Raw genomic sequence first — 21,345 nt, forward strand, 5'->3', positions numbered from 1 at the left:
GTGACCACGGTCCGGGAAGCCTACGACGCGGAGCTCAAGACGCGGGGGTACGCCAGTGACCCCGCGCAACTGCGCGCCGTGGCGGCCCTGGAGCGCTGCGCCAGCGAGTGGGCAGGCTACAAGGAGCAGCGTTCCAACGCCTTCAAGAAGCTGATCAACCGCCCCGCCATTCCGCGCGGGGTCTACATGCACGGCGGGGTGGGGCGCGGCAAAAGCTTCCTGATGGACTGCTTTTTCAATGCCGTGCCGCTGGTGCGCAAGACCCGCCTACATTTCCATGAGTTCATGCGAGAGGTGCACCGCGAGCTGTCCGATCTGCAGGGCACGGTCAACCCGCTCGATGCGCTGGGTGAACGCATCGCCAAACGCTACCGCCTGATCTGCTTCGACGAGTTCCATGTCGCCGACATCACCGACGCGATGATCCTGCACCGGCTGCTGGACGCGCTGTTCGACAACGGGGTGGGCTTTGTCACCACCTCCAACTTCAAGCCCGACGACTTGTACCCGAACGGTTTGCACCGCGACCGCATCCTGCCGGCCATCGCGCTGCTCAATGCGAAGCTGGAAGTGGTGAATGTGGACAACGGCACGGACTACCGGCGCCGCACCATGGAGCAGGTCAAGCTCTACCACACGCCTCTGGGCCCCGAGGCGGATGCGCAGATGAGCGAGGCCTTCAACCGGCTGGCCGAGACCCATGACGAAGACCCGGTGCTGCACATCGAGCAGCGCGAGATCCGCTCGCGGCGCCGCGCCGGCGGCCTGGTCTGGTTCGACTTCAAGACGCTCTGCGGCGGCCCGCGCTCGCAGAACGACTACCTGGAGATCGCCACCCAGTTCCACACCGTGCTGCTGTCCGACGTGCCCTACATGCCGGTGCGCATGGCCTCGGAGGCGCGCCGCTTCACCTGGCTGGTCGACGTGTTGTACGACCGGCGGGTCAAATTGATCATGTCAGCCCAGGTGCCGCCCGAGGCGTTGTACACGGACGGGCCGCTGGCCCATGAGTTTCCCCGCACCGTGTCCCGCCTGAACGAAATGCAATCGGCCGAGTTCCTGGCGCTGGAGCGCCGCAATGTCGATACCCGCCTGACATGAAGTCCCTGCTCAGTTGCCTGGCCATGCTGGCCTGCTGCCTTCCCGCCGCCGCCCAGGCGCCGCAGGAGGACGCAGACGCTCGCGCGCGCATCGGTGCGCAGCGGGCCCAGGCCGAAGCCCGTTACGCGCAGGAAGAGAGGGCCTGCTACGGCAAGTTCGCGGTCAACGACTGCCTCAATGAAGCCAAGGTCCGCCGGCGCAGCGTGCTGGCCGACCTGCGCCGCGAGGAAATCGCCCTGAACGATGCCGAACGCAAGCGCCGCGGTGCCGAGCGCCTGCAGCAACTCGAGGAGCGCAATTCGGCGCAAAAGCAGCAGGAAGCGGTCGACCAGAGGGCCAGGGTCCTGGCCGAGCAGCAGCAACGCGAGCAGCGGGCGGCCGAGAAGGCGGCAGAACGCGGCCAGGCCGAAGCCAGGCGGGCTGCCGAGCCCAAGCCAGCCCAGCCGGCACGGCAGGCGGCTGAACCGAAGAAGCCCGACGCTGCGGCCAACACGCAGAGCTACGAAAAAAAGCAGCAGCAGGCGCAGCAGCACAAGCAGCGCACCGAGGAGCGGGCGGCCGAGAACAAGAAGACCGCCGCCCAGCCGCTGCCGGTCCCGCCCTGAGCGGGACGCGCCTCAGCCGTCCAGCGGCTCGAGTTTGACGATCACCAGCGACAGGTTGTCGCCGCCGCCGCGGGCGCGCGAGCGGGCCTTTTCGATCAGGAACTCGGTGGCTTCGCGCGGCGACAGCGAGGACAGTACCGAACCGAGCTCGCTCGGGTTGAAGTAGTGCCAGACACCGTCGCTGCAGGCCAGCAGCACATCGCCCGGCCGCAGCTGGGGAATGAAATGCAGGTCGGCCGGCGGCTCGTCCTCGGAGCCCAGGCAGCCCATCAGGATGTTCGACTGGGGATGGACGTTGGCCTCTTCCTCGCTCAGTTCGCCCTTGTCGACCAGGGTCTGCACATAGGAGTGGTCGGCGGTGCGCCGCACCAGCTTGCTGCCGTGGAAGTGGTAGAGCCGCGAGTCGCCGGCATGGACCCAGTGGCAGTCGCCGTTGGGGTTGATCAGGAAGGCGGCCAGCGTGCTGTGCGGCTCCTGTTCGGCCGAGATCGCCGTGAGCTTGATGACCAGGTGGGCTTCCTGCACCATCTGCTTGAGGACCGAAGGCGCGTCATCGTGGTCGGGCGAATAGCGCTCGAACAGCTGCTTGGCGGTGAGCATGACCTGGTCGGAGGCCTTGCGGCCGCCGCTGCGCCCGCCCATGCCATCGGCCACGATGCCCAGCACACAGCCGGTCACTCGCGGGTGGCTGATCAGCGCGACCTGGTCCTGCTGGTATTCACGGTCACCCTTGTGGATGCCCGTTGAAGCGGTGAGTCGGTAACCTTTGGCCATGGATGAAGTGCCGGCTTGGCGCGCTGGGCGCCGCGCTCGATTGTTGGGCGTGAAAGACGTATTATCGAACACACCGACCGCGCACCCCCGGCGCCGCAGTTTTCTTGGACTCCAACCTTCACTCCCCCGAGCGGCGCCTGATCGAGCTGCGCATCGAGCACGCCGATCTGGACGCGCTGATCGATCGCGCCAGCCAGCAGGTGCCCGTCGACGAGCTGATGATGCGGCGGCTCAAGAAGCGCCGCCTGGCCCTGCGTGACCTGCTGGCCCGGCTGGAGCTGGCGCTCGATCCCAAAGAGCCGGCGTGATGCTTGAGGACAGTGTGCGCGAGGCCTTTGCGCCCGGGGGCGTCCTGTCCCGGGCGGCCGACGAATTCCGTCCCCGGCCGCAGCAGACCGAGATGGCCATGGCTGTGGCCCGGACCATCGCCGAGGGCGGCGCCCTGGTGGTCGAGGCCGGCACCGGCGTCGGCAAGACCTTTTCCTACCTGGTGCCGGCACTGATGTCGGGCGAGCGCGTGCTGGTGTCCACCGCCACCAAGACCTTGCAGGACCAACTGTTCGGGCGCGACCTGCCGCGCCTGGTGCAGGCGCTGGGCCTGCCGCTGCGCACCGCCTTGCTCAAGGGGCGCGCCAGCTACCTGTGCCTGCACCGCATGGAACAGGCCCGCGAGCAGGCCGACCGCACCAGTGCCCGTTCCCTGGCCAGGATCGAGGAATGGTCCCAGGCCACCCGCACCGGCGACCTGGCCGAACTGCCGGGGCTGGACGAGCGCTCGCCGCTGATCCCGCTGGTCACTTCGACGCGGGAGAACTGCCTGGGCTCGCAGTGCCCGAAATTCCGTGCCTGCCATGTCAACCTGGCCCGCAAGGAGGCCATGGCGGCCGACGTGGTGGTGGTCAACCACCACCTGTTCTTTGCCGACCTGGCGGTGCGCGAGTCAGGCATGGCCGAACTGCTGCCGACCGTGCGGGTGGCCATCTTCGACGAAGCCCACCAGCTCAACGAAACCGGCGTGCAGTTCCTGGGCACGCAGCTGACCACCGGCCAGGTGCTGGACTTCGCGCACGACCTGCTGGCCACCGGCCTGCAGCTGGCGCGCGGCCTGGTGGACTGGCAAGGCACGGCTGCCGACGTGGAGCGCTCGGCGCGCGAGCTGCGGCTGGTGGTGGGCAAGTCCTGGCCCGGCGCCCGGCTGCGCTGGACCGGCGAAGCGCCCGAGCAGGTGCCGGCCGATGACTGGCGTCAGGCGCTGGCTGGGGTGCAGACGGCCTGCACCCGGGCGGCCCAAGCGCTGGCCACGGTCAGCGAGATCGCCCCTGACTTCACCCGCCTGGTCGAGCGTGCAGAACTGTTCGCCCAGCGGGCGGGACGCTTTACTGGCGAGTGTGAGTCCGGCGCGGTGCGCTGGGTCGATGTGGGCCAGCAGTTGCGCCTGGTGGAGTCGCCGCTTGACATCGCACAGGCCGTGCAGGCCAAGATGCTGCGCAGCGGCGCCGAGGATGGCGAGGGCGCTTCCAGGTCCTGGATTTTCACTTCCGCGACCCTGGGCGACGATGCCCGCCTGAGCTGGTTCACCGAGCCCTGCGGCCTGGGCGAGGCGCAGGTGCTGCGGGTGGGCAGCCCGTTCGACTATGCGCAGCAGGCGGCGCTGTACGTGCCGCGCCAGCTGGCCAAACCCAATGACCCGGCGCATAGCGCCCAGGTCGCCGCGCTGGCAGCGGACGCGGCACGCCGGCTGGGCGGGCGCACCATGGTGCTGACCACCACGCTGCGCGCCCTGCGTGCCGTCGGCGAGGACCTGCAGGCGCGCTTCGAGGGCTCGCAGCAGGTCGAGATCCTGGTCCAGGGCCAGTGGCCCAAGCGCCGCCTGATCGAACGCTTCCGCGAGGGCGCTTCCCAGGGGCGCCCGGGCTGCGTGCTGGTGGCCTCGGCCTCGTTCTGGGAAGGGGTGGACGTGCCCGGCGATGCCTTGCAGTTGGTGGTGATCGACAAGCTGCCGTTCCCGCCGCCAGGCGACCCGCTGGTCGAGGCCAGGGCCCAGCGCCTGGAGGGGCAGGGGCGCAGCGCCTTCAACGACTACTTCGTGCCGGAGGCAGCGGTGGCCCTCAAGCAGGGCGCCGGACGGCTGATCCGCCGCGAATCGGACCAGGGCCTGCTGGTGGTATGCGACACCCGGCTGGCCAGCATGGGCTACGGCAAGCGCCTGCTCGGGGCCCTGCCGCCCATGCGCAGATTGCAGTCGGAAGAGGAATTCAGTGAGGCGCTCGATGCGCTGGGCCAGAGCGCCGGCGCGTCGGCGGCCTGAGCAGGTCTACCAGAACTTCCACCAGGCGTTCTGCGAGCCCTTGCCGCCTTGCGTCAGGTAGGCGCTGGCGGGGTAATTCTTCTCCAGCACGCGGCGCGTGTCGCCGGCCAGCTGCTCCATGCCCAGCGCGGTGTACGAGCGGTACAGGATGAACAGGGCCTCTTCGATCGCCGGCACGTCCTGGTACTCGGTCACCGCGACCTGGGCCCGGCTGACGGCCGCCACATAGGCGCCGCGGCTGAGGTAGTAGCGGGCGACATGCACCTCATACTGCGCCAGCGAATTGACGATGTAGGTCATGCGGGCTCGGGCGTCGGGCGTGTAGCGCGACTCCGGGTAGCGCGCGACCAGTTCCTTGAAGGCCTCAAAGGATTCCTTGGCCGCCTTCTGGTCGCGCTCGGACAGGTCCTGCTGCGTGATGAAGGAGAACATGCCCAGGTTGTCGTTGAAGTTGACGATGCCCTTGAGATACAGGGCATAGTCGAGCGCCGGGCTGGCCGGGTGCAGCTTGATGAAGCGGTCCAGTGTGGACTGCGCCTGCGCTTGTTCGCCGGCCTTGTAGTGGGCATAGGCCTTTTCCAGCTGGGCCTGCTGCGCCAGCGGCGTGCCGGCGGCGCGGCCCTCGAGCTTTTCGAACAGTGGGATCGCCTTGTCGTAGGCGCCCGAGTTCATTTCGTCCTTGGCCTCGGCATAAATCCGGTTGGGGCTCCAGGCAGCAGTCTTGTCGTCCGGCGTGGACGAACAGCCCGCGAGCAATGCCGCCAGGACCAGTGCGCCCGGCAGCAGGACTGGGACAACCGATAATTTGGCTCGAAGCATCAGCACGGACTTTCTTGAAACAGGGCAAATTCATTCTATCAGCCGACCCTTTGCCGCCAGAGGCGCAGCAGGTGCTGGACGAGGCCGCCGACGCCGGCCCCGAGCTGGAACTGCGGGCTTTCGCCATCGATGCCACGCGCGACGGCGAGCGGCTGGACCGCGCCCTGGCCGCGCTGGTGCCGGAGTTCTCCCGCAGCTACCTGCAGCAACTCCTCGAGGCCGGCTCGGTGCGCCTGAACGGCCGGCCTTGCCTGCGCTCGGCGCACAAGGTGCGCGCCGGCGACACGGGCGAGGTCGAGCTGCGGCCCACGCCGCAGAGCCAGGCCTTCAAGGCCGAGCCCATGGCGCTGTCGGTGGTCTATGAGGACGAACACCTGCTGGTGGTCGACAAGCCGGCCGGCCTGGTGGTGCATCCCGCGCCGGGCAACTGGAGCGGGACTCTGCTCAATGGCCTGCTGGCGCGCGACGACAAGGCCGCACTGCTGCCGCGCGCTGGCATCGTGCACCGGCTGGACAAGGACACCAGCGGCCTGATGGTGGTGGCGCGTACCCGCGCCACCATGGATGCCCTGGTACGGCTGATCGCGGCGCGCGAGGTGACGCGCCAGTACGTGGCGCTGGCGCACCGGCCCTGGCTGGGGGCGCGCCGGCGCGAGGTGAACGAGGCGGTCGGCCGCGACCCGCGCAACCGGCTTCGCATGGCGGCCGTCGACATGGACAAGACCGCCGGAAAGGCGGCGTCCACCTTGTTTGAATTGCTGCAAAATTGTGAGCATGGCTGCTGGGTGCAGGCGAGCTTGAGGACGGGACGCACGCACCAGATCCGCGTCCACATGGCGCACATCGGCCATCCGCTGGTGGCCGACGGCCTGTACGGCGGCGCGCCGGCGGCAGGCATGCAGCGCCAGGCCTTGCACGCTTTCCGGCTGGCCTTCGTTCATCCTGTCACCGGCCAGCCGCTGGCGTTCCAGTCCGTGCCGCCGGCCGACCTGTCGGCGGCACTGCGCGACTGGGGGCTGCGTTACAATGAATCTGAATGGCTCAAGAGCCACGCCCCCGGCTAGCCCGCGGTGGCAGGCGCCCGGTAGGCAATGGCCGTGCGCAGCAGCGAGAGAATCGCCCCGGATTGGCCCTGAGACCCACGCGCCCGAATGGCGCCTTTTCCGAAGAACCGCAAGACCATGAATACGACGGATGCCAAGCGCGTCCTGGAAACTGCCTTGATCTGCTCGCAGCAGCCCCTGCCCGTGCGGGAGCTGCGCGTGCTGTTCAACGACGAACTGGGCGCCGACACGATCAAGACCCTGCTGCAGGACCTGCAGAACGACTGGGCGCAGCGTGGTGTCGAACTGGTGAGCGTGGCTAGCGGCTGGCGTTTTCAGAGCCGGCCCGAGATGCGCGAGCACCTGGACCGCCTGCACCCGGAAAAGCCGCCCAAGTACACCCGGGCCACCCTGGAGACGCTGGCCATCATCGCCTACCGGCAGCCGGTCACGCGCGGTGACATGGAAGATATCCGCGGTGTGACCATCAACAGCCTGATCCTCAAGCAGCTTGAGGACCGCGGCTGGGTCGAGGTGATCGGCCACCGCGAGGCGCCCGGTCGGCCGGCGCTGTTCGCCACCACCCGCCAGTTCCTGGACGACCTGGGCCTGGAGTCGCTGGACCAGCTGCCCCTGCTGGACAGCCCTGCCCAGCAAGCCAGTGTGCTGGAGTCGCTGGGCGCTGCCGCCCAGGCGCTGCAGCTGCAACCCGGCCTGGAAATGGAAGCGCTGGCGCAGACCGAGCCAGCACCAGCGCAAGCCGGCGGCGAGCCGCCGGCTGATCTCTCCCCCGATGAAGCCGTGGCCGACGACGAGGACCCGGCAGCCTTGACCCAAGAAAAAGCATGAACGATCCCACCGAAGGCCAAGGCGTACCCGATCCCGAGACCGTGGAGACGGACACGCCGCCCGTGCCGGCCCAGCCCGTGCAGCGGCAAGCAGCCAGCGCCGACAGCCATGAGGACGACGACCTCGATCTGGACGAAGACGAAGATGAGGACGGTGATGAGCCGCGCCAGGGCCGCCAGGCCGACGCCGCGCCCACGGTACCCATCCGTTTCGAGGACGTGGTGTCCGGCCAGTTCGACGCCGACGAGGGCAGCGCCGAGGTCACCCTGCCCAAGCGGGTGCTGGGTGCACAGGCCGAGACCCCCAAGCTGCACAAGGTGCTGGCGCAGTCCGGCCTGGGCTCGCGGCTGGAGATGGAGCAGCTGATCATGGAGGGCCGGATCTCGGTCAACAACGAGCCCGCCCACATCGGCCAGCGCATCCAGTTCGGCGACCAGATCAAGATCAATGGCAAGCCCATCCGCTTTCGCATCGCGCCGCCGCCGGCACGGGTGATCGCCTACCACAAGCCGGTGGGCGAAGTCGTGACCCATGATGATCCGCAAAATCGTCCCACGGTCTTTCGCAAACTGCCCAAGCTCTACCAGGGCAAGTGGCAGTCGGTCGGCCGGCTCGACCTGAACACCGAAGGGCTGCTGCTGTTCACCAGCTCGGGCGAACTGGCCAACCGGCTGATGCATCCGCGCTTCGGCCTGGAGCGCGAGTACGCCGTGCGCGTGCTGGGTGCCCTGAGCGGCGAGGAAAAGAAACGCTTGCTCGACGGCATCGAGCTGGAAGACGGCCGGGCACAGTTCCGCTCGATCGAGGACGGCGGCGGCGAAGGCGCCAACACATGGTACCGGGTGACGATTTCCGAGGGCCGCAACCGCGAGGTGCGCCGCCTGTTCGAGGGCCTGGGCCATGCCGTCAGCCGGCTGATCCGCATCCGCTATGGCGCCATGCTGCTGCCCAGGGGCCTCAAGCGCGGCGCTTTCATGGAACTGGACGAGCGCGACATCCGCTCCCTGATGCAGGCTGCCGGCGAATCCGGCGCCGGCGCACCGCCGCGTGAGACCTCGGAAGAGGGCGAAGGCCGGGGCGGCCGCAACCGCCGGCGCGGCAACCGCACCGGGGGTCCGCGGGGCGCCGGCGGCGAAGGCCAGCAGCGCGGGCCGGGCGGTCCGCAGCAGCGCGGCGGTGGCCAAGGCCAAGGCCAGAAGCGTCGCAACGACCGTAACGACCGCGGCAACGACCGTGGTGGTGACCGTCAGGGTGGCGGCAGCGCCCAGCCCGATCCGATGAAAACCGCTTTCGGCTACATCGGCGCCGACAGCTTCACCCGCCAGCGCCAGGGCGGCCAGGGGCAAGGCCCCGGCGGTCCGCGCCGTGGTGGTGGTGGTGGTGGTGGTGGTGGTGGTGGTGGTACGGGCGGTGGTGGTGGCGGCGGACAGCGCCGCGGCGGCCGCGGCCGTTAGCGCGTCATCCGCGCGGGTTAAAATTCGAGGCTTTGCCGAAACTTTGGAATGCGGCAAAACCCTAACAATTCAATTCACAGGAAATCCAACATGGCAATCGAACGCACTCTCTCCATCATCAAGCCCGACGCAGTGGCGAAAAACGTGATCGGCCAGATCTACGCCCGCTTCGAAGCCGCCGGCCTGAAGGTCGTGGCCGCCCGTATGGCCCACCTGTCGCGCGGCGAAGCCGAGCAGTTCTACGCCGTCCACAAGGAGCGCCCCTTCTTCAAGGATCTGGTCGAATTCATGATCTCCGGCCCGGTGATGATCCAGGCGCTCGAGGGCGAGAACGCCGTCCTGAAGAACCGTGAGCTGATGGGCGCCACCGACCCCAAGAAGGCCGACAAGGGCACCATCCGCGCCGACTTCGCCGACAGCATCGACGCCAACGCCGTGCACGGCTCGGACGCCGTCGACACCGCCAAGGTGGAAGTGGGCTTCTTCTTCCCCGGCATGAACGTCTATTCCCGCTAAGGCGGGAATCCCGCATGCAATGACGGCCAATCTTCTCGACTTCGATCTGGAGGGGCTGGCCGCGTTTTGCGAAACGCTGGGCGAGAAGCGCTTCCGCGCCACCCAGCTGTTCCGCTGGATCCACCAGCGCGGCGCGCGCGACTTCGGCCAGATGAGCGACCTGGCGAAATCGCTGCGCGAGAAGCTCGCCACCACCGCCCGGGTCGAAGGCCTGCAGGTCATCAGCCAGCAGGAGTCCACCGACGGCACCATCAAGTGGCTGTTCGATGTGGGCAATGGCGACGCCGTCGAGGCGGTTTTCATCCCCGAGGACGACCGCGGCACGCTGTGCGTGTCGTCACAGGCCGGCTGCGCCGTCGGCTGTCGCTTCTGCTCCACCGGCCACCAGGGCTTTTCCCGCAACCTCAGCACCGGCGAGATCGTCGCCCAACTCTGGTTCGCCGAGCACTTCCTGCGCCAGCATCTCAAGCGCAACGAACGCGTCATCTCCAATGTGGTGATGATGGGCATGGGCGAGCCGCTGCAAAACTACTCGGCCCTGGTGCCCGCGTTGCGCGTCATGCTGGACGACCACGGCTATGGCCTGTCGCGCCGCCGCGTCACCGTCTCGACCTCCGGCGTGGTGCCGATGATGGACAGGCTGGGGCAGGACTGTCCGGTGGCGCTGGCGGTCTCGCTGCATGCGCCCAACGACGCGTTGCGCGACAACCTGGTGCCACTCAATAAAAAATATCCGCTGGCCGAGCTGCTGGACACCTGCATCCGCTACCTCGAGCATGCGCCGCGCGACTTCATCACCTTCGAGTACTGCATGCTCGATGGCGTCAACGACCTGCCCGAGCACGCGCAGCAGCTGGTGGACCTTGTTACGCGCCATGGCGGCCGCGGCGTGTCGTGCAAGATCAACCTGATTCCCTTCAATCCATTTCCGCAGTCGGGCCTGACGCGTTCGCCCAACAAGCAGGTCGTCGCTTTCGCGAAAATCCTCAGTGATGCTGGTATCGTCACCACTGTGCGCAAAACCAGGGGGGACGACATCGACGCGGCCTGCGGACAGCTCGCCGGCGATGTCAAGGACCGCACCCGTGTGGGCCAGCGGATCGCCCAGCAGCGCACTGTGGTGCTGAAACAGATGCCGGCGGTGGCTGCCACCGCCAAGGAGACATCGCGATGAGGATCTGCGTTGGGCGGGGGGTGGCGGCTTGGGGCGGTTTGCTGCCATGGGCCTGCCTCATGGGGGCGCTGCTGGCGCTTGCGGGATGTGCCAACAAGCCCGGCGAAGCTTCGGCAGCGTCGACCGCCGACGTCATGACGGCGTCGGACGAGCCCGAGGCACGCAAGCGCGCCCGCATCCGCATGGAACTGGCCGTGGGCTATTTCGAGCAGGGCAAGACCGACATCGCCCTGGACGAACTCAAGCAGGTCATCACCATCGACCCGAGCTTTCCCGAGGCCTACAGCATGCGGGGCGTGATCTACATGCGCATGAACGACCTGCGTCTGGCGGAAGACAGCTTCAAGCGGGCGCTGGCGCTCAACCCGCGCGACGCCAACGCGCTGCACAACCTGGGCTGGCTGCAATGCCAGCAAGCCCGTTACAGCGAGGCCCAGGTGTCCTTCACGGCGGCCATGGCCAACCCCATGTACCAGGACCGTGCCAAGACCCTGATGACCCAGGGCCTGTGCGAGGCGCGCGCCGGCCGCAAGGCCGACGCCGAGCGCAGCCTGGCGCGTTCCCTTGAGCTCGATGCCGCCAACCCGGTGACCGGGTACAACCTGGCCAACCTGCTGTACCAACGCGGCGAGTTGGTGCGTTCGCAGTTCTACATCCGACGCCTGAACAACAGCGATCTGGCCAATGCCGAGAGCCTGTGGCTGGGCATCAAGGTCGAGCGCAAGCTCAACGACCGCGTGGCCATGAACCAGCTGGGCGAGCAGCTGCGCAAGCGCTTCCCGCAATCGCGCCAGGTCGCAGCCTATGACCGTGGAGCCTTCGATGAGTGAGAACGAAGTGGCGGCAGGCGCTGCGCAGCAGGTTGCTGGTGACGGCGTGACGGCGGGCATGCTGCTGCGACAGGCGCGCGAGGCCGCAGGCCTGCATGTCGCCGCGCTGGCAGTGGCGCTGAAGGTGCCGGTGCGCAAGCTCGAGGCGCTGGAGGACAACCGCTTCGACCTGCTGACCGACGCCGTGTTCGTGCGGGCCTTGGCCTCCAGCGTCTGCCGCACCCTGAAGATCGATCCGCAGCCGGTGCTCGAGCGCATGCCGCAAACCACCGCGCCGCGCTTGGTCAATGCCAGCGACGGCATCAACGCCCCGTTCCGCGCACCCAGCGACGGCGCAGGCCCCTCCTGGATCGACCAGATGTCCAAGCCGGTCTTCCTGGCCGTGTTTGCCCTGCTGCTGGGCGCGCTGGTGCTGATCTTTCTGCCCGCCATGCGTGACGAAGCGGCGCCGGACGAGAAGGCCCAGGCCGTGGCCATGAGCGAACCTGTGCCCGTGGTCGTCCCGGCTGCCGCTCCCACACCGGCTCCCGCGCCGGCCGCCGTTGCCAGTGCGGTCGCTCCCGCTCCCGTCGTGATGGCGGCCACCGTGACGCGCGCCACGCCAGCGGCGGTGTCACCCACGGTGTCGGCCCCGACCATTGCCAGCCCGACCGCCGTGGTCACGGCCCAGACGACCGCGGCCAAGGCAGCAAGCGCCACCGTCGTGACCCCGACCCCGACCCCGACCCCGACCCCGACCCCGGCCGCTGGCGGCACCGTGGTGTTCAAGACCAGCGGCGAATCCTGGATCAGCGTCACTGACGCCAAGGGCGTCAGCGTGCTGCGGCGCATGATGGTGGCTGGCGAGACGGCCGGCGCTTCCGGCGCGCTGCCGCTGACGGTGACCGTGGGCCGCGTCAGCGCCACCGAAGTGCAGGTGCGCGGCCAGGCCTTCGATCTGGGCGCTGTGGCGCGCGACAACGTTGCCCGTTTCGAGGTGAAGTAGTGAGCGAACAACCCTGCCTGCCCATCGAGGCGGCGGCGCCCAAGGCCCGCCGTTCGCGCCAGGCGCGCACCGTCTGGGGCTCGCGCGTCGTCACCGTGGGCGGCGACGCGCCGGTGCGCGTGCAGTCGATGACCAACACCGACACGGTGGACGCCATCGGCACGGCCATCCAGGTCAAGGAGCTGGCCATCGCCGGTTCCGAGATGGTCCGCATCACGGTGAACACGCCGGAGGCGGCGGCGCAGGTGCCGTTCATCCGCGAGCAGCTCGATCGCATGGGCATCGACGTGCCCCTGATCGGCGACTTCCACTACAACGGCCACCGCCTGCTCACCGACTACCCGGACTGCGCGCAGGCCCTGTCCAAGTACCGCATCAATCCCGGCAATGTGGGCAAGGGCGACAAGCACGACCGCCAGTTCGGCCAGATGATCGAGGCGGCGATGCGCTGGAACAAGTCAGTGCGCATCGGCGTCAACTGGGGCAGCCTGGACCAGGAACTGCTGGCCAGCCTGATGGACACCAACAGCGCCCGCGCCCAGCCCTGGGACGCCAAGGCCGTGATGTACGAGGCCCTGATCACCTCGGCCATCGAGTCGGCCAAGCGGGCCGAAGGAATGGGCATGGACGGCAGCCAGATCATCCTGTCGTGCAAGGTCAGCGGCGTGCAGGACCTGGTCTCGGTCTACCGCGAACTGGCCAAACGCTGCGACTACGCGCTGCACCTGGGCCTGACCGAGGCCGGCATGGGCACCAAGGGCACGGTGGCCTCGGCAGTCGCCCTGGGCATCCTGCTGCAGGAGGGCATCGGCGACACCATCCGCGTCTCACTCACGCCCCAGCCGGGCGAGTCGCGCACGCAGGAGGTGGTGATCGCCTCCGAGATCCTGCAGTCACTGGGCCTGCGCAGCTTCGTGCCCAGCGTCACGGCCTGCCCGGGGTGCGGGCGCACCACCAGCACCACCTTCCAGGAACTGGCCAAGCAGATCGACGACTACCTGCGCGCCCAGATGCCGGTCTGGCGCAAGAAATATCCCGGCGTCGAGAAGATGAAGGTGGCCGTGATGGGCTGCATCGTCAACGGCCCCGGCGAGAGCAAGCACGCCGACATCGGCATCAGCCTGCCGGGCACCGGCGAGGCGCCCGCCGCGCCGGTCTACATCGACGGCGAGAAGGCCTTGACACTGCGCGGCGAGAACATCGCCACCGAGTTCCACCAGCTCGTCGAAAACTACATTGAACAGCGTTTCGGTCGCCAGCAGGCCGCCGAAACCGCCTGACCCCCCGGGACACCATGGCCGAGAAACTCAATGCCGTCAAAGGCATGAACGACATCTTGCCGCCCTCCGTGCCGCGCACGGAGAAGCTGCCCGACTCCGCCTTGTGGCAATGGTTTGAAGAGACCGTGCGCAAGGTGCTGGCCAGCTACGGCTACCAGAACCTGCTCACGCCCATCGTCGAGCCCACGGCCCTGTTCGTGCGCGGCCTGGGCGAGGTGACCGACATCGTCGAGAAGGAGATGTACTCCTTCGTCGACAGCATGAACGGCGACAGGCTGACCCTGCGGCCCGAGGCCACGGCCGGCATCGTGCGCGCCGTGATCGAGCACAACGCGCTGTACAACGGGCCGCTGCGGGTCTGGACGGTCGGCCCGATGTTCCGCCACGAGCGTCCGCAAAAGGGCCGCTACCGGCAGTTCCACCAGCTGGACGTCGAGGCGCTGGGCCTGGCCGGCCCCGATGTGGATGCCGAGATGATCCTCATCGCCCGCGCCCTGTGGCGCGAGCTGGGCCTGATCGAAGGCCAGCATGTCCGTCTGGAACTCAACAGCCTGGGCCAGCCCCAGGAGCGCCGCGCCCACCGCGAGGCACTGGTGCGCCATTTCGAGGCCCATGCCGCGCAGCTGGACGAGGAGGCCACACGCCGCCTGCACAGCAACCCGCTGCGCATCCTGGACAGCAAGAACCCGGCGATGCAGGCCTTGATCGAGCAGGCGCCCAAGCTGATGGACTTTCTGGGGACTGAGTCGCTGGCGCACTTCCAGTCGGTCTGTGCCGTGCTCGACGCCGTCGGTCTGGCCTACAGCGTCAACCCGCGCCTGGTGCGCGGCATGGACTACTACAACCTGACGGTGTTCGAGTGGGTCACGGACCAGCTCGGATCGCAGGGCACGGTCTGCGGCGGCGGCCGCTATGACGGCCTGATCGAGCAGTTGGGCGGCAAGAGCGCGCCGGCTGTTGGTTTTGGCCTGGGCATCGAGCGCCTGCTGCTGCTGGTCCAGGCCCTGCGCCTGCCGGTGCCCGACGCGGCGCCCGACGTTTACGCCATCGTGCCGCCGGGCACGCCGCTGGCGCCGGTGGCGGCCACGCTCGAAGCGCTGCGCGCCCAGGGCGTGCGGGTGCTGCAGCACGGCGCCGGTGCCGAGGGCCTGGGCAGCATGAAATCGCAGTTCAAGAAAGCCGACGGCAGCGGCGCCGCCTATGCGCTGATCTTCGGCGCCGACGAACTGGCCGCCGGTGAAGTGACTGTCAAGTCGCTGCGCGACGGCAGCGGGGCGCAGCAGCGCCAGAGCCTGGCCGCGCCGGCGGGCTGGGCCCACACCCTACAATCGCGGGCTTGATTCAAGAACCCCAATGGCCAAACATCTCGATCTCGAAGAACAGGAACAGCTTGCCGAGCTCAAGCACTTCTGGAACCGCTACGGCAACCTGATCACCTGGGTGCTGATCGCCGTGTTCGGCAGCATCGCGGCGTGGAACGGCTGGCAGTACTGGCAGCGCACGCAATCGGTCCAGGCCTCGGCGATCTACGACGAGGTCGAGCGCGCCGCGCAGGCCGGTGACACGGCCCGCGTGGAGCGCGCCTTCAGCGACATCAAGGACAAGTTCGGCGCAACCGCTTACGCGCAGCAGGCCGGTATGGTGGCTGCCCGTGTCTTCATCGACAAGGGCAATACCGAGGGCGCGCGTGCAGCCCTGGCCTGGGTGGCCGACAAGGCCAGCGACGAGGGCTACCAGGCGGTGGCGCGGCTGCGGCTGGCCGGCGTGCTGGTCGAAGCCAAGTCCTACGACGAAGCGCTCAAGCAGCTGGCCGCGGGTTTCCCCAAGGAATTCGAGCCGCTGGCGGCAGACCGCCGCGGTGACATCTACATGCTGCAGGGCAAGAAGGCCGAGGCCAAGGCCGAGTACACCAAGGCCTGGCAGGCTTTCGACGAGCGCGCCGAGTACCGCCGCCTGGTCGAGGTCAAGCTCAATGCCCTGGGCGCCGACCCCAAGCCGCTGGCCCCGGCCCCGGCCCCGGCTGCTGGTGCGGCTTCAGGAGCCGCCAAACCATGATTCACATGAAGAATCGGCTTGCAGCCCCCGTCATGCGGGCGCTTGTTGCTACTGTTTCAGTAGCAGTCTTGGCCGGCTGCTCGATGATGCCGTCCTTCCTTGGCGGCAGCAACACGGAAAAACCCAAGCCGGCCGAACTGGCGCCCAGCCCCAATCTGATCGGCCTGCGCCAGGCCTGGACGGCGCGGGTCGGCCAGGTCGACCTGCCGCTGTCGGTGCAGGTCAATGGCGCCAATGTGACCGTGGCCGGCAGCGACGGCACGGTGGCGGCGATCGACGCGGCCACCGGCCGCGACCTGTGGCGCGTCAGCGTCGGTGGCCCGATCGCCGCCGGTGTGGGCAGCGACGGCAAGGTCAGCGCGGTGGTCACGCGCGCCAATGAAGTGGTGGCACTGGCCGAGGGCAAGGTCCTGTGGCGTGAGAAGCTGGGCGCGCAAAGCTACACCTCGCCCTTCGTCGCCGGTGGCCGGGTCTTCGTGCTAGCCGGCGACCGCTCGGTCTCGGCCTTCGACGGTCAGAGCGGCCGCAAGCTGTGGACGCAGCAGCGTCCCGGCGAGCCGCTGGTGCTGCGCCAGGCCGGCGTCATGCTGGCGGTGGGCGACACCCTGGTGGTGGGCCAGTCCGGCCGGCTGGCGGGCCTGAACCCCATCAATGGTTCCATCCGCTGGGAGTCGCCGATCGCCACGCCGCGCGGCACCAACGACATCGAGCGCCTGGTCGACCTGGTGGGCAGCGTCAGCCGGGTGGGCGACACAGTCTGCGTGCGGGCCTTCCAGACCAACGTGGGCTGCGTCAATGCCGCCCGCGGCACCCTGCTGTGGAGCAAGCCAGCCAATGGCTCAGAAGGCGTGCATGGCGATGCGCAGAACGTCTTCGGCAGCGAGAGCGACGGCAAGGTCGTGGCCTGGCGCCGCGACAACGGCGAGCGCGCCTGGGTCACCGACCGCCTGCAGTACCGCGGCCTGACGGCGCCGCTGGCCCTGGGCCGATCGGTCATCCTGGGCGACAGCACCGGCATGGTGCATCTGTTGTCGCGCGAGGACGGCAGCCTGCTGGCGCGCGTTACCACCGATGGCTCGGCCATTGCCGCGGCCCCGGTCGTGGCCGGCAACACCATGGTTGTGGTCACCCACAACGGCGGTGTCTACGGCTTCGTGCCGCAATAACGCATCAAGGCGGCATGAAACCAGTTCTGGCCCTCGTCGGCCGACCCAATGTCGGCAAGTCGACTCTCTTCAATCGGCTGACCAAATCGCGCGACGCCATCGTCGCCGACTTCGCCGGCCTGACGCGCGACCGCCATTACGGCACGGGCAAGCAGGGCAAGCACGAGTACATCGTGATCGACACCGGCGGCTTCGAGCCGACGGCCGAGAGCGGCATCTACATGGAGATGGCCAAGCAGACCCGGCAGGCGGTCGCCGAGGCTGACGTCGTGGTGTTCGTGGTGGACGGCCGGGCCGGCGTGTCGGCGCAGGACCACGACATCGCCAACTACCTGCGCAAGCTGGGCAAGCCCACGGTGCTGGCGGCCAACAAGGCCGAGGGCATGACCGACGGCGTCAAGCTGTCCGAGTTCTACGAGCTGGGCCTGGGCGACGTGCACGGCATGTCGGCGGCGCACGGCCAGGGCATCCGCGACCTGATCGACCTGGCGCTGGCGCCGCTGAACCTGCCCGATCCCGACGAAGAGGGGCAGGAGCAGGACACCGGCGTGATCAAACTGGCCGTGGCCGGCCGACCCAACGTCGGCAAGTCCACCCTGATCAACACCTGGCTGGGCGAGGAACGGCTGGTGGCCTTCGACATGCCGGGCACCACCCGCGACGCCATCTCGGTGCCCTTCGAGCGCGGCGGCCAGAAGTTCGAGCTGATCGACACCGCCGGCCTGCGCCGCAAGGGCAAGGTGTTCGAGGCGATCGAGAAGTTCTCGGTGGTCAAGACCCTGCAGGCGATCGAGTCGGCCAACGTCGTGCTGCTGCTGCTCGACGCCACCCAGGGCGTGACCGACCAGGATGCGCACATCGCCGGCTTCATCCTGGAGAGCGGCCGTGCCGTGGTGCTGGCGATCAACAAGTGGGACCTGGCCGACGACTACCAGCGCGAGCTGGTGCAGCGTTCCATCGAGACCCGTCTGGCCTTCCTGAAGTTCGCCGACATGCATTTCATTTCGGCCATCAAGCGTCAGGGGCTGGGCCCGGTGTGGGGCGCGATCGCCAACGCCCACCGCTCGGCCATGGTCAAGATGTCGACGCCGGTGCTCACGCGCCTGCTGCTCGAGGCGGTGTCCTTCCAGGCGCCCCAGCGCGCCGGCATGTTCCGCCCCAAGCTGCGCTATGCACACCAGGGTGGGATGAACCCGCCGGTCATCGTGGTGCACGGCAACTCGCTCGAGCACGTCACGGCCGCCTACAAGCGCTTCCTGGAAGCGCGGTTCCGCAAGGAATTCAAGCTGGTGGGCACGCCGCTGCGCATCGAGATGAAGACCTCCAAGAATCCTTACTCCGACAAGGAGTAGCGGGCGGCCCTTGAAGAGCCGGCAGCCATGCCCATCTGTGGCTGGTATCGGCCAGCGCCTACTTGCACCGCGCCGCTGCTGTGGTAAGGTGCAATTTCCTTTCAACATTTCCGAACACGGAGAATATCGTGAGCAACAAAGGGCAACTCCTACAAGACCCGTTCCTGAACACCTTGCGTCGGGAGCATGTACCGGTGTCGATTTACCTCGTCAACGGGATCAAGCTGCAAGGCCAGATCGAGTCTTTCGACCAGTACGTCGTGCTGCTGCGCAACACCGTGACGCAGATGGTCTACAAGCACGCGATTTCCACCATCGTGCCCGGACGCGCCGTGAATTTCTCCACGGCCGAAGGCAACGAAGCGCCCGCAGCCTGAGCCCAGGCGCATGGCGCCTGGTTGCTCTGCCGGGCGTGTTCCATTCCTGAAACACCCCGGGTGACCGCATTGTCCCAACCCCAAGCAAGCTCCGCCGTCCCCGTCATCCTTGTCGGGGTTGATCTGGGCCTTCCTCATTTCGACGCTGAGCTCGAAGAGCTGGGCCTGCTGGCCCAGACCGCCGGCCTGCAGCCGGTCGCCCGCGTTTCCTGCAAGCGCAAGGCGCCCGACGCAGCCCTGTTCATCGGCAGCGGCAAGGCCGACGAGATCAAGGCCCTGGCGGCCCAGTACGGCGCCGCCGAGGTGCTGTTCGACCAGTCGCTCAGCCCGGCCCAGCAGCGCAACCTGGAGCGCCACCTGGGCCTGCCGGTCAACGACCGCACCCTGCTGATCCTGGAAATCTTCGCCCAGCGCGCGCGCAGCCACGAAGGCAAGCTGCAGGTGGAGTTGGCCCGCCTGCAGTACGTCAGTACGCGCCTGGTGCGGCGCTGGTCCCACCTGGAACGCCAGACCGGCGGCGCCGGCGTGCGCGGCGGCCCCGGTGAGAAACAGATCGAGCTGGACCGCCGCATGATCGGCGAGGCCATCAAGCGCACCAAGGAGCGCCTGCACAAGGTCAAGAAGCAGCGCCAGACCCAGCGCAGGCACCGCGAGCGCCAGGGCGCCTTCAACATCTCGCTGGTGGGCTACACCAATGCCGGCAAGTCCACCCTGTTCAACACCCTGGTCAAGGCCCGCGCCTACGCGGCCGACCAGCTGTTCGCCACCTTGGACACCACGACGCGACAGCTTTACCTGGCCAACGCCGATGGCACGGTGGGCGAGGACGGGCAGGGCGGCGGGCGTTCGGTCTCGCTGTCCGACACGGTGGGCTTCATCCGCGACCTGCCGCACGGCCTGATCGATGCCTTCCAGGCCACGCTGCAGGAGGCCTGCGATGCCGACCTGTTGCTGCATGTGGTCGACGCCGCCAATCCCAACTACCCCGAGCAGATCGCCGAGGTGCAGCGCGTGCTGCAGGAGATCGGCGCGCACGAGGTGCCGCTGGTCCTGGTGTTCAACAAGATCGACGCCCTGGAGCCCGGCCGCGAGCCGGCGCAGCTGGCCGACGTCTTCGAGCTCGATGGCGTGGCCGTCCCGCGCCTGTTCGTCAGTGCCCGCAGCGGGGCCGGCCTGGCCGCCCTGCGCGCCCAGCTGGCATTGGAGGCCGGCCAGCGCCGCCGCGATGCCGGCGCTGTGGGCGACGGGACTAAGCCCCTGCACGATACCCCTGAATTGCACGGCCTGGCCGTGTGATTGGGCACAATGCGTGAACCAAGAAAGAGAAGCCAGCGCATGAATCTTCATTTCCCCAGCCTGTCCTGGGCCGGGCTCAAGGGCCGCCTCCGTGGCATGTTCAACCTGAACGATCCTCGCTGGGGGCGCGGCGACGACAAGCCGTCCGAAGGCAATAAGCCTGACAACGGCCCGCCCAAGGGCCCCAACCAGGGCCCGCCCGACCTGGACGAACTCTGGCGTGACTTCAACCGCAAGCTCGGTGGCCTGTTCGGCGGCGGCAAGGGCCGGCGGCCCGAAGGCAGTGGCAACGGCGGGGGCGGCGGCAATGGCGGCGGCTTCCAGCCCGACATGAAGAGCGCCGGCATCGGTGCCGGCCTGATCGCCGCCGTGGTGGTGCTGATCTGGCTGGGCACGGGCTTTTTCATCGTGCAGGAAGGCCAGCAGGCCGTCATCACCCAGTTCGGCCGGTACAAGTCCACTGCTGGCGCCGGTTTCAACTGGCGCCTGCCGTACCCGGTCCAGCGCCATGAACTGGTCTTCGTGACGCAGACGCGCTCGATCGACATCGGCCGCGACACCATCATCAAGGCCACCGGCCTGCGCGACTCGGCCATGCTGACCGAGGACGAGAACGTGGTCGAGATCAAGTTCGCCGTGCAGTACCGCCTGAGCGACGCCCGGGCCTGGCTGTTCGAGAGCAAGAACCCGCAGGACGCGATCACCCAGGCCGCCGAGACGGCGGTGCGCGAGGTGATCGGCAAGATGAAGATGGACAACGCGCTGGGCGAGGGGCGCGATTCCATCGGTCCCAACGTGCGCAAGCTGATGCAGACCATCCTGGACCGTTACAAGGTCGGCGTCGAGATCGTCGGCATCAACCTGCAGCAAGGCGGCGTGCGCCCGCCCGAGCAGGTGCAGGCGGCCTTCGACGACGTGCTCAAGGCCGGCCAGGAGCGCGAACGCGCCAAGAACGAGGCCCAGGCCTATGCCAACGACGTCATCCCGCGCGCGGTCGGCTCGGCCTCACGCCTGAAGGAAGAGGCCGAGGGCTACAAGTCGCGCATCGTGGCGCAGGCGCAGGGCGATGCCCAGCGCTTCCGCTCGGTGCTCACCGAGTACCAGAAGGCGCCCCAGGTCACGCGTGACCGCATGTACCTGGACACCATGCAGCAGATCTACGGCAACGTGACCAAGGTGCTGGTCGATTCGGGCAAGGGCTCCATGCTGTACCTGCCGCTGGACAAGATCATGCAGCAGGTCAGCCAGGGCGGCGCCGCTGCCGCCGAGGCGCCGGCGGGGCGGCGGCGCGCCCCCGCGCCCCCCCCGCCCCGGGGGGCGCCCCGCCGCCCCGGCCGCCCGCCACCCCCCGAGGGGCCGCC

Annotated in this window: 21 protein-coding genes; 19 read left to right on the forward strand and 2 right to left on the reverse strand. The window is 68.2% G+C overall.

Annotated features, from left to right (window positions below; translation table 11 throughout):
- A complete protein-coding gene (gene zapE, locus Q0632_RS16555; protein ID WP_298932189.1) occupies positions 1–1,101 on the forward strand; it encodes a cell division protein ZapE in 1,101 nt (366 codons plus the stop codon).
- A complete protein-coding gene (locus tag Q0632_RS16560; protein WP_298932191.1) occupies positions 1,098–1,706 on the forward strand; it encodes a hypothetical protein in 609 nt (202 codons plus the stop codon). The genes zapE and Q0632_RS16560 overlap by 4 nt, the downstream gene beginning before the upstream one ends.
- A gap of 12 nt (positions 1,707–1,718) precedes the next feature.
- Here Q0632_RS16560 and Q0632_RS16565 read toward each other — a convergent pair whose 3' ends face one another.
- Complete coding sequence (locus Q0632_RS16565) at positions 1,719–2,480, reverse strand: protein phosphatase 2C domain-containing protein (RefSeq protein ID WP_298932194.1); 762 nt, start codon at positions 2,478–2,480, stop codon at positions 1,719–1,721.
- 104 nt (positions 2,481–2,584) lie between these two features.
- Between Q0632_RS16565 and Q0632_RS16570 the strand changes: the two genes are divergently transcribed.
- Positions 2,585–2,788 (forward strand): DUF465 domain-containing protein, encoded by a 204-nt coding sequence (locus Q0632_RS16570; protein WP_298932199.1) that lies wholly within the window; start codon positions 2,585–2,587, stop codon positions 2,786–2,788.
- Entirely contained in the window at positions 2,788–4,788 is a 2,001-nt protein-coding gene (locus Q0632_RS16575; protein WP_298932201.1) for an ATP-dependent DNA helicase, read from the forward strand. The genes Q0632_RS16570 and Q0632_RS16575 overlap by 1 nt, the downstream gene beginning before the upstream one ends.
- Positions 4,789–4,794: 6 nt before the next feature.
- Here the strand turns inward: Q0632_RS16575 and Q0632_RS16580 are convergent, their stop codons facing one another.
- Complete coding sequence (locus Q0632_RS16580) at positions 4,795–5,607, reverse strand: outer membrane protein assembly factor BamD (RefSeq protein ID WP_298932203.1); 813 nt, start codon at positions 5,605–5,607, stop codon at positions 4,795–4,797.
- Positions 5,608–5,657: 50 nt separating this feature from the next.
- Here Q0632_RS16580 and Q0632_RS16585 point away from each other — a divergent pair, with 50 nt between their 5' ends.
- The 15 genes from Q0632_RS16585 to hflK form a co-directional block, all read left to right on the forward strand.
- Positions 5,658–6,671, forward strand: coding sequence for an RluA family pseudouridine synthase (locus Q0632_RS16585; RefSeq protein ID WP_298932239.1), 1,014 nt, complete (start codon positions 5,658–5,660; stop codon positions 6,669–6,671).
- 117 nt (positions 6,672–6,788) lie between these two features.
- A complete protein-coding gene (gene scpB / locus Q0632_RS16590) occupies positions 6,789–7,499 on the forward strand; it encodes an SMC-Scp complex subunit ScpB (protein ID WP_298932205.1) in 711 nt (236 codons plus the stop codon).
- Positions 7,496–8,953: a pseudouridine synthase gene (locus Q0632_RS16595; RefSeq protein ID WP_298932207.1), complete on the forward strand. Its 1,458-nt coding sequence runs from the start codon at positions 7,496–7,498 to the stop codon at positions 8,951–8,953. The genes scpB and Q0632_RS16595 overlap by 4 nt, the downstream gene beginning before the upstream one ends.
- Positions 8,954–9,043: 90 nt before the next feature.
- On the forward strand, positions 9,044–9,469 hold the full coding sequence (ndk, locus tag Q0632_RS16600; RefSeq protein WP_298932209.1) for a nucleoside-diphosphate kinase: 426 nt from the start codon (positions 9,044–9,046) through the stop codon (positions 9,467–9,469).
- 19 nt (positions 9,470–9,488) lie between these two features.
- Complete coding sequence (gene rlmN / locus Q0632_RS16605; RefSeq protein WP_298932211.1) at positions 9,489–10,643, forward strand: 23S rRNA (adenine(2503)-C(2))-methyltransferase RlmN; 1,155 nt, start codon at positions 9,489–9,491, stop codon at positions 10,641–10,643.
- Positions 10,644–10,702: 59 nt separating this feature from the next.
- A complete protein-coding gene (gene pilW, locus Q0632_RS16610) occupies positions 10,703–11,473 on the forward strand; it encodes a type IV pilus biogenesis/stability protein PilW (protein WP_298932213.1) in 771 nt (256 codons plus the stop codon).
- On the forward strand, positions 11,466–12,458 hold the full coding sequence (locus Q0632_RS16615; RefSeq protein WP_298932215.1) for a helix-turn-helix domain-containing protein: 993 nt from the start codon (positions 11,466–11,468) through the stop codon (positions 12,456–12,458). Before pilW ends, Q0632_RS16615 begins: the two co-directional genes overlap by 8 nt.
- The gene (ispG, locus tag Q0632_RS16620) at positions 12,458–13,738 is read left to right on the forward strand and encodes a flavodoxin-dependent (E)-4-hydroxy-3-methylbut-2-enyl-diphosphate synthase (RefSeq protein WP_298932217.1); all 1,281 of its coding nucleotides are present in this window, start codon (positions 12,458–12,460) and stop codon (positions 13,736–13,738) included. Before Q0632_RS16615 ends, ispG begins: the two co-directional genes overlap by 1 nt.
- A gap of 14 nt (positions 13,739–13,752) precedes the next feature.
- Positions 13,753–15,078: a histidine--tRNA ligase gene (gene hisS / locus Q0632_RS16625; RefSeq protein WP_298932220.1), complete on the forward strand. Its 1,326-nt coding sequence runs from the start codon at positions 13,753–13,755 to the stop codon at positions 15,076–15,078.
- A gap of 13 nt (positions 15,079–15,091) precedes the next feature.
- Positions 15,092–15,793, forward strand: a complete 702-nt coding sequence (locus tag Q0632_RS16630) for a tetratricopeptide repeat protein (RefSeq protein WP_298932222.1) — start codon at positions 15,092–15,094, stop codon at positions 15,791–15,793.
- 32 nt (positions 15,794–15,825) lie between these two features.
- A complete protein-coding gene (gene bamB / locus Q0632_RS16635; protein WP_298932241.1) occupies positions 15,826–16,959 on the forward strand; it encodes an outer membrane protein assembly factor BamB in 1,134 nt (377 codons plus the stop codon).
- A gap of 14 nt (positions 16,960–16,973) precedes the next feature.
- Positions 16,974–18,311, forward strand: coding sequence for a ribosome biogenesis GTPase Der (gene der, locus Q0632_RS16640; protein WP_298932223.1), 1,338 nt, complete (start codon positions 16,974–16,976; stop codon positions 18,309–18,311).
- A gap of 128 nt (positions 18,312–18,439) precedes the next feature.
- Positions 18,440–18,688 (forward strand): RNA chaperone Hfq, encoded by a 249-nt coding sequence (gene hfq / locus Q0632_RS16645; protein WP_298932225.1) that lies wholly within the window; start codon positions 18,440–18,442, stop codon positions 18,686–18,688.
- Between the two features lie 60 nt (positions 18,689–18,748).
- Positions 18,749–19,984: a GTPase HflX gene (gene hflX, locus Q0632_RS16650; RefSeq protein WP_298932227.1), complete on the forward strand. Its 1,236-nt coding sequence runs from the start codon at positions 18,749–18,751 to the stop codon at positions 19,982–19,984.
- Between the two features lie 39 nt (positions 19,985–20,023).
- The coding region (gene hflK / locus Q0632_RS16655) for an FtsH protease activity modulator HflK (RefSeq protein ID WP_298932229.1) at positions 20,024–21,345 on the forward strand (1,322 nt) is incomplete at its 3' end.

Source organism: uncultured Ramlibacter sp., assembly GCF_936925435.1.
Lineage (GTDB): Bacteria > Pseudomonadota > Gammaproteobacteria > Burkholderiales > Burkholderiaceae_C > Ramlibacter.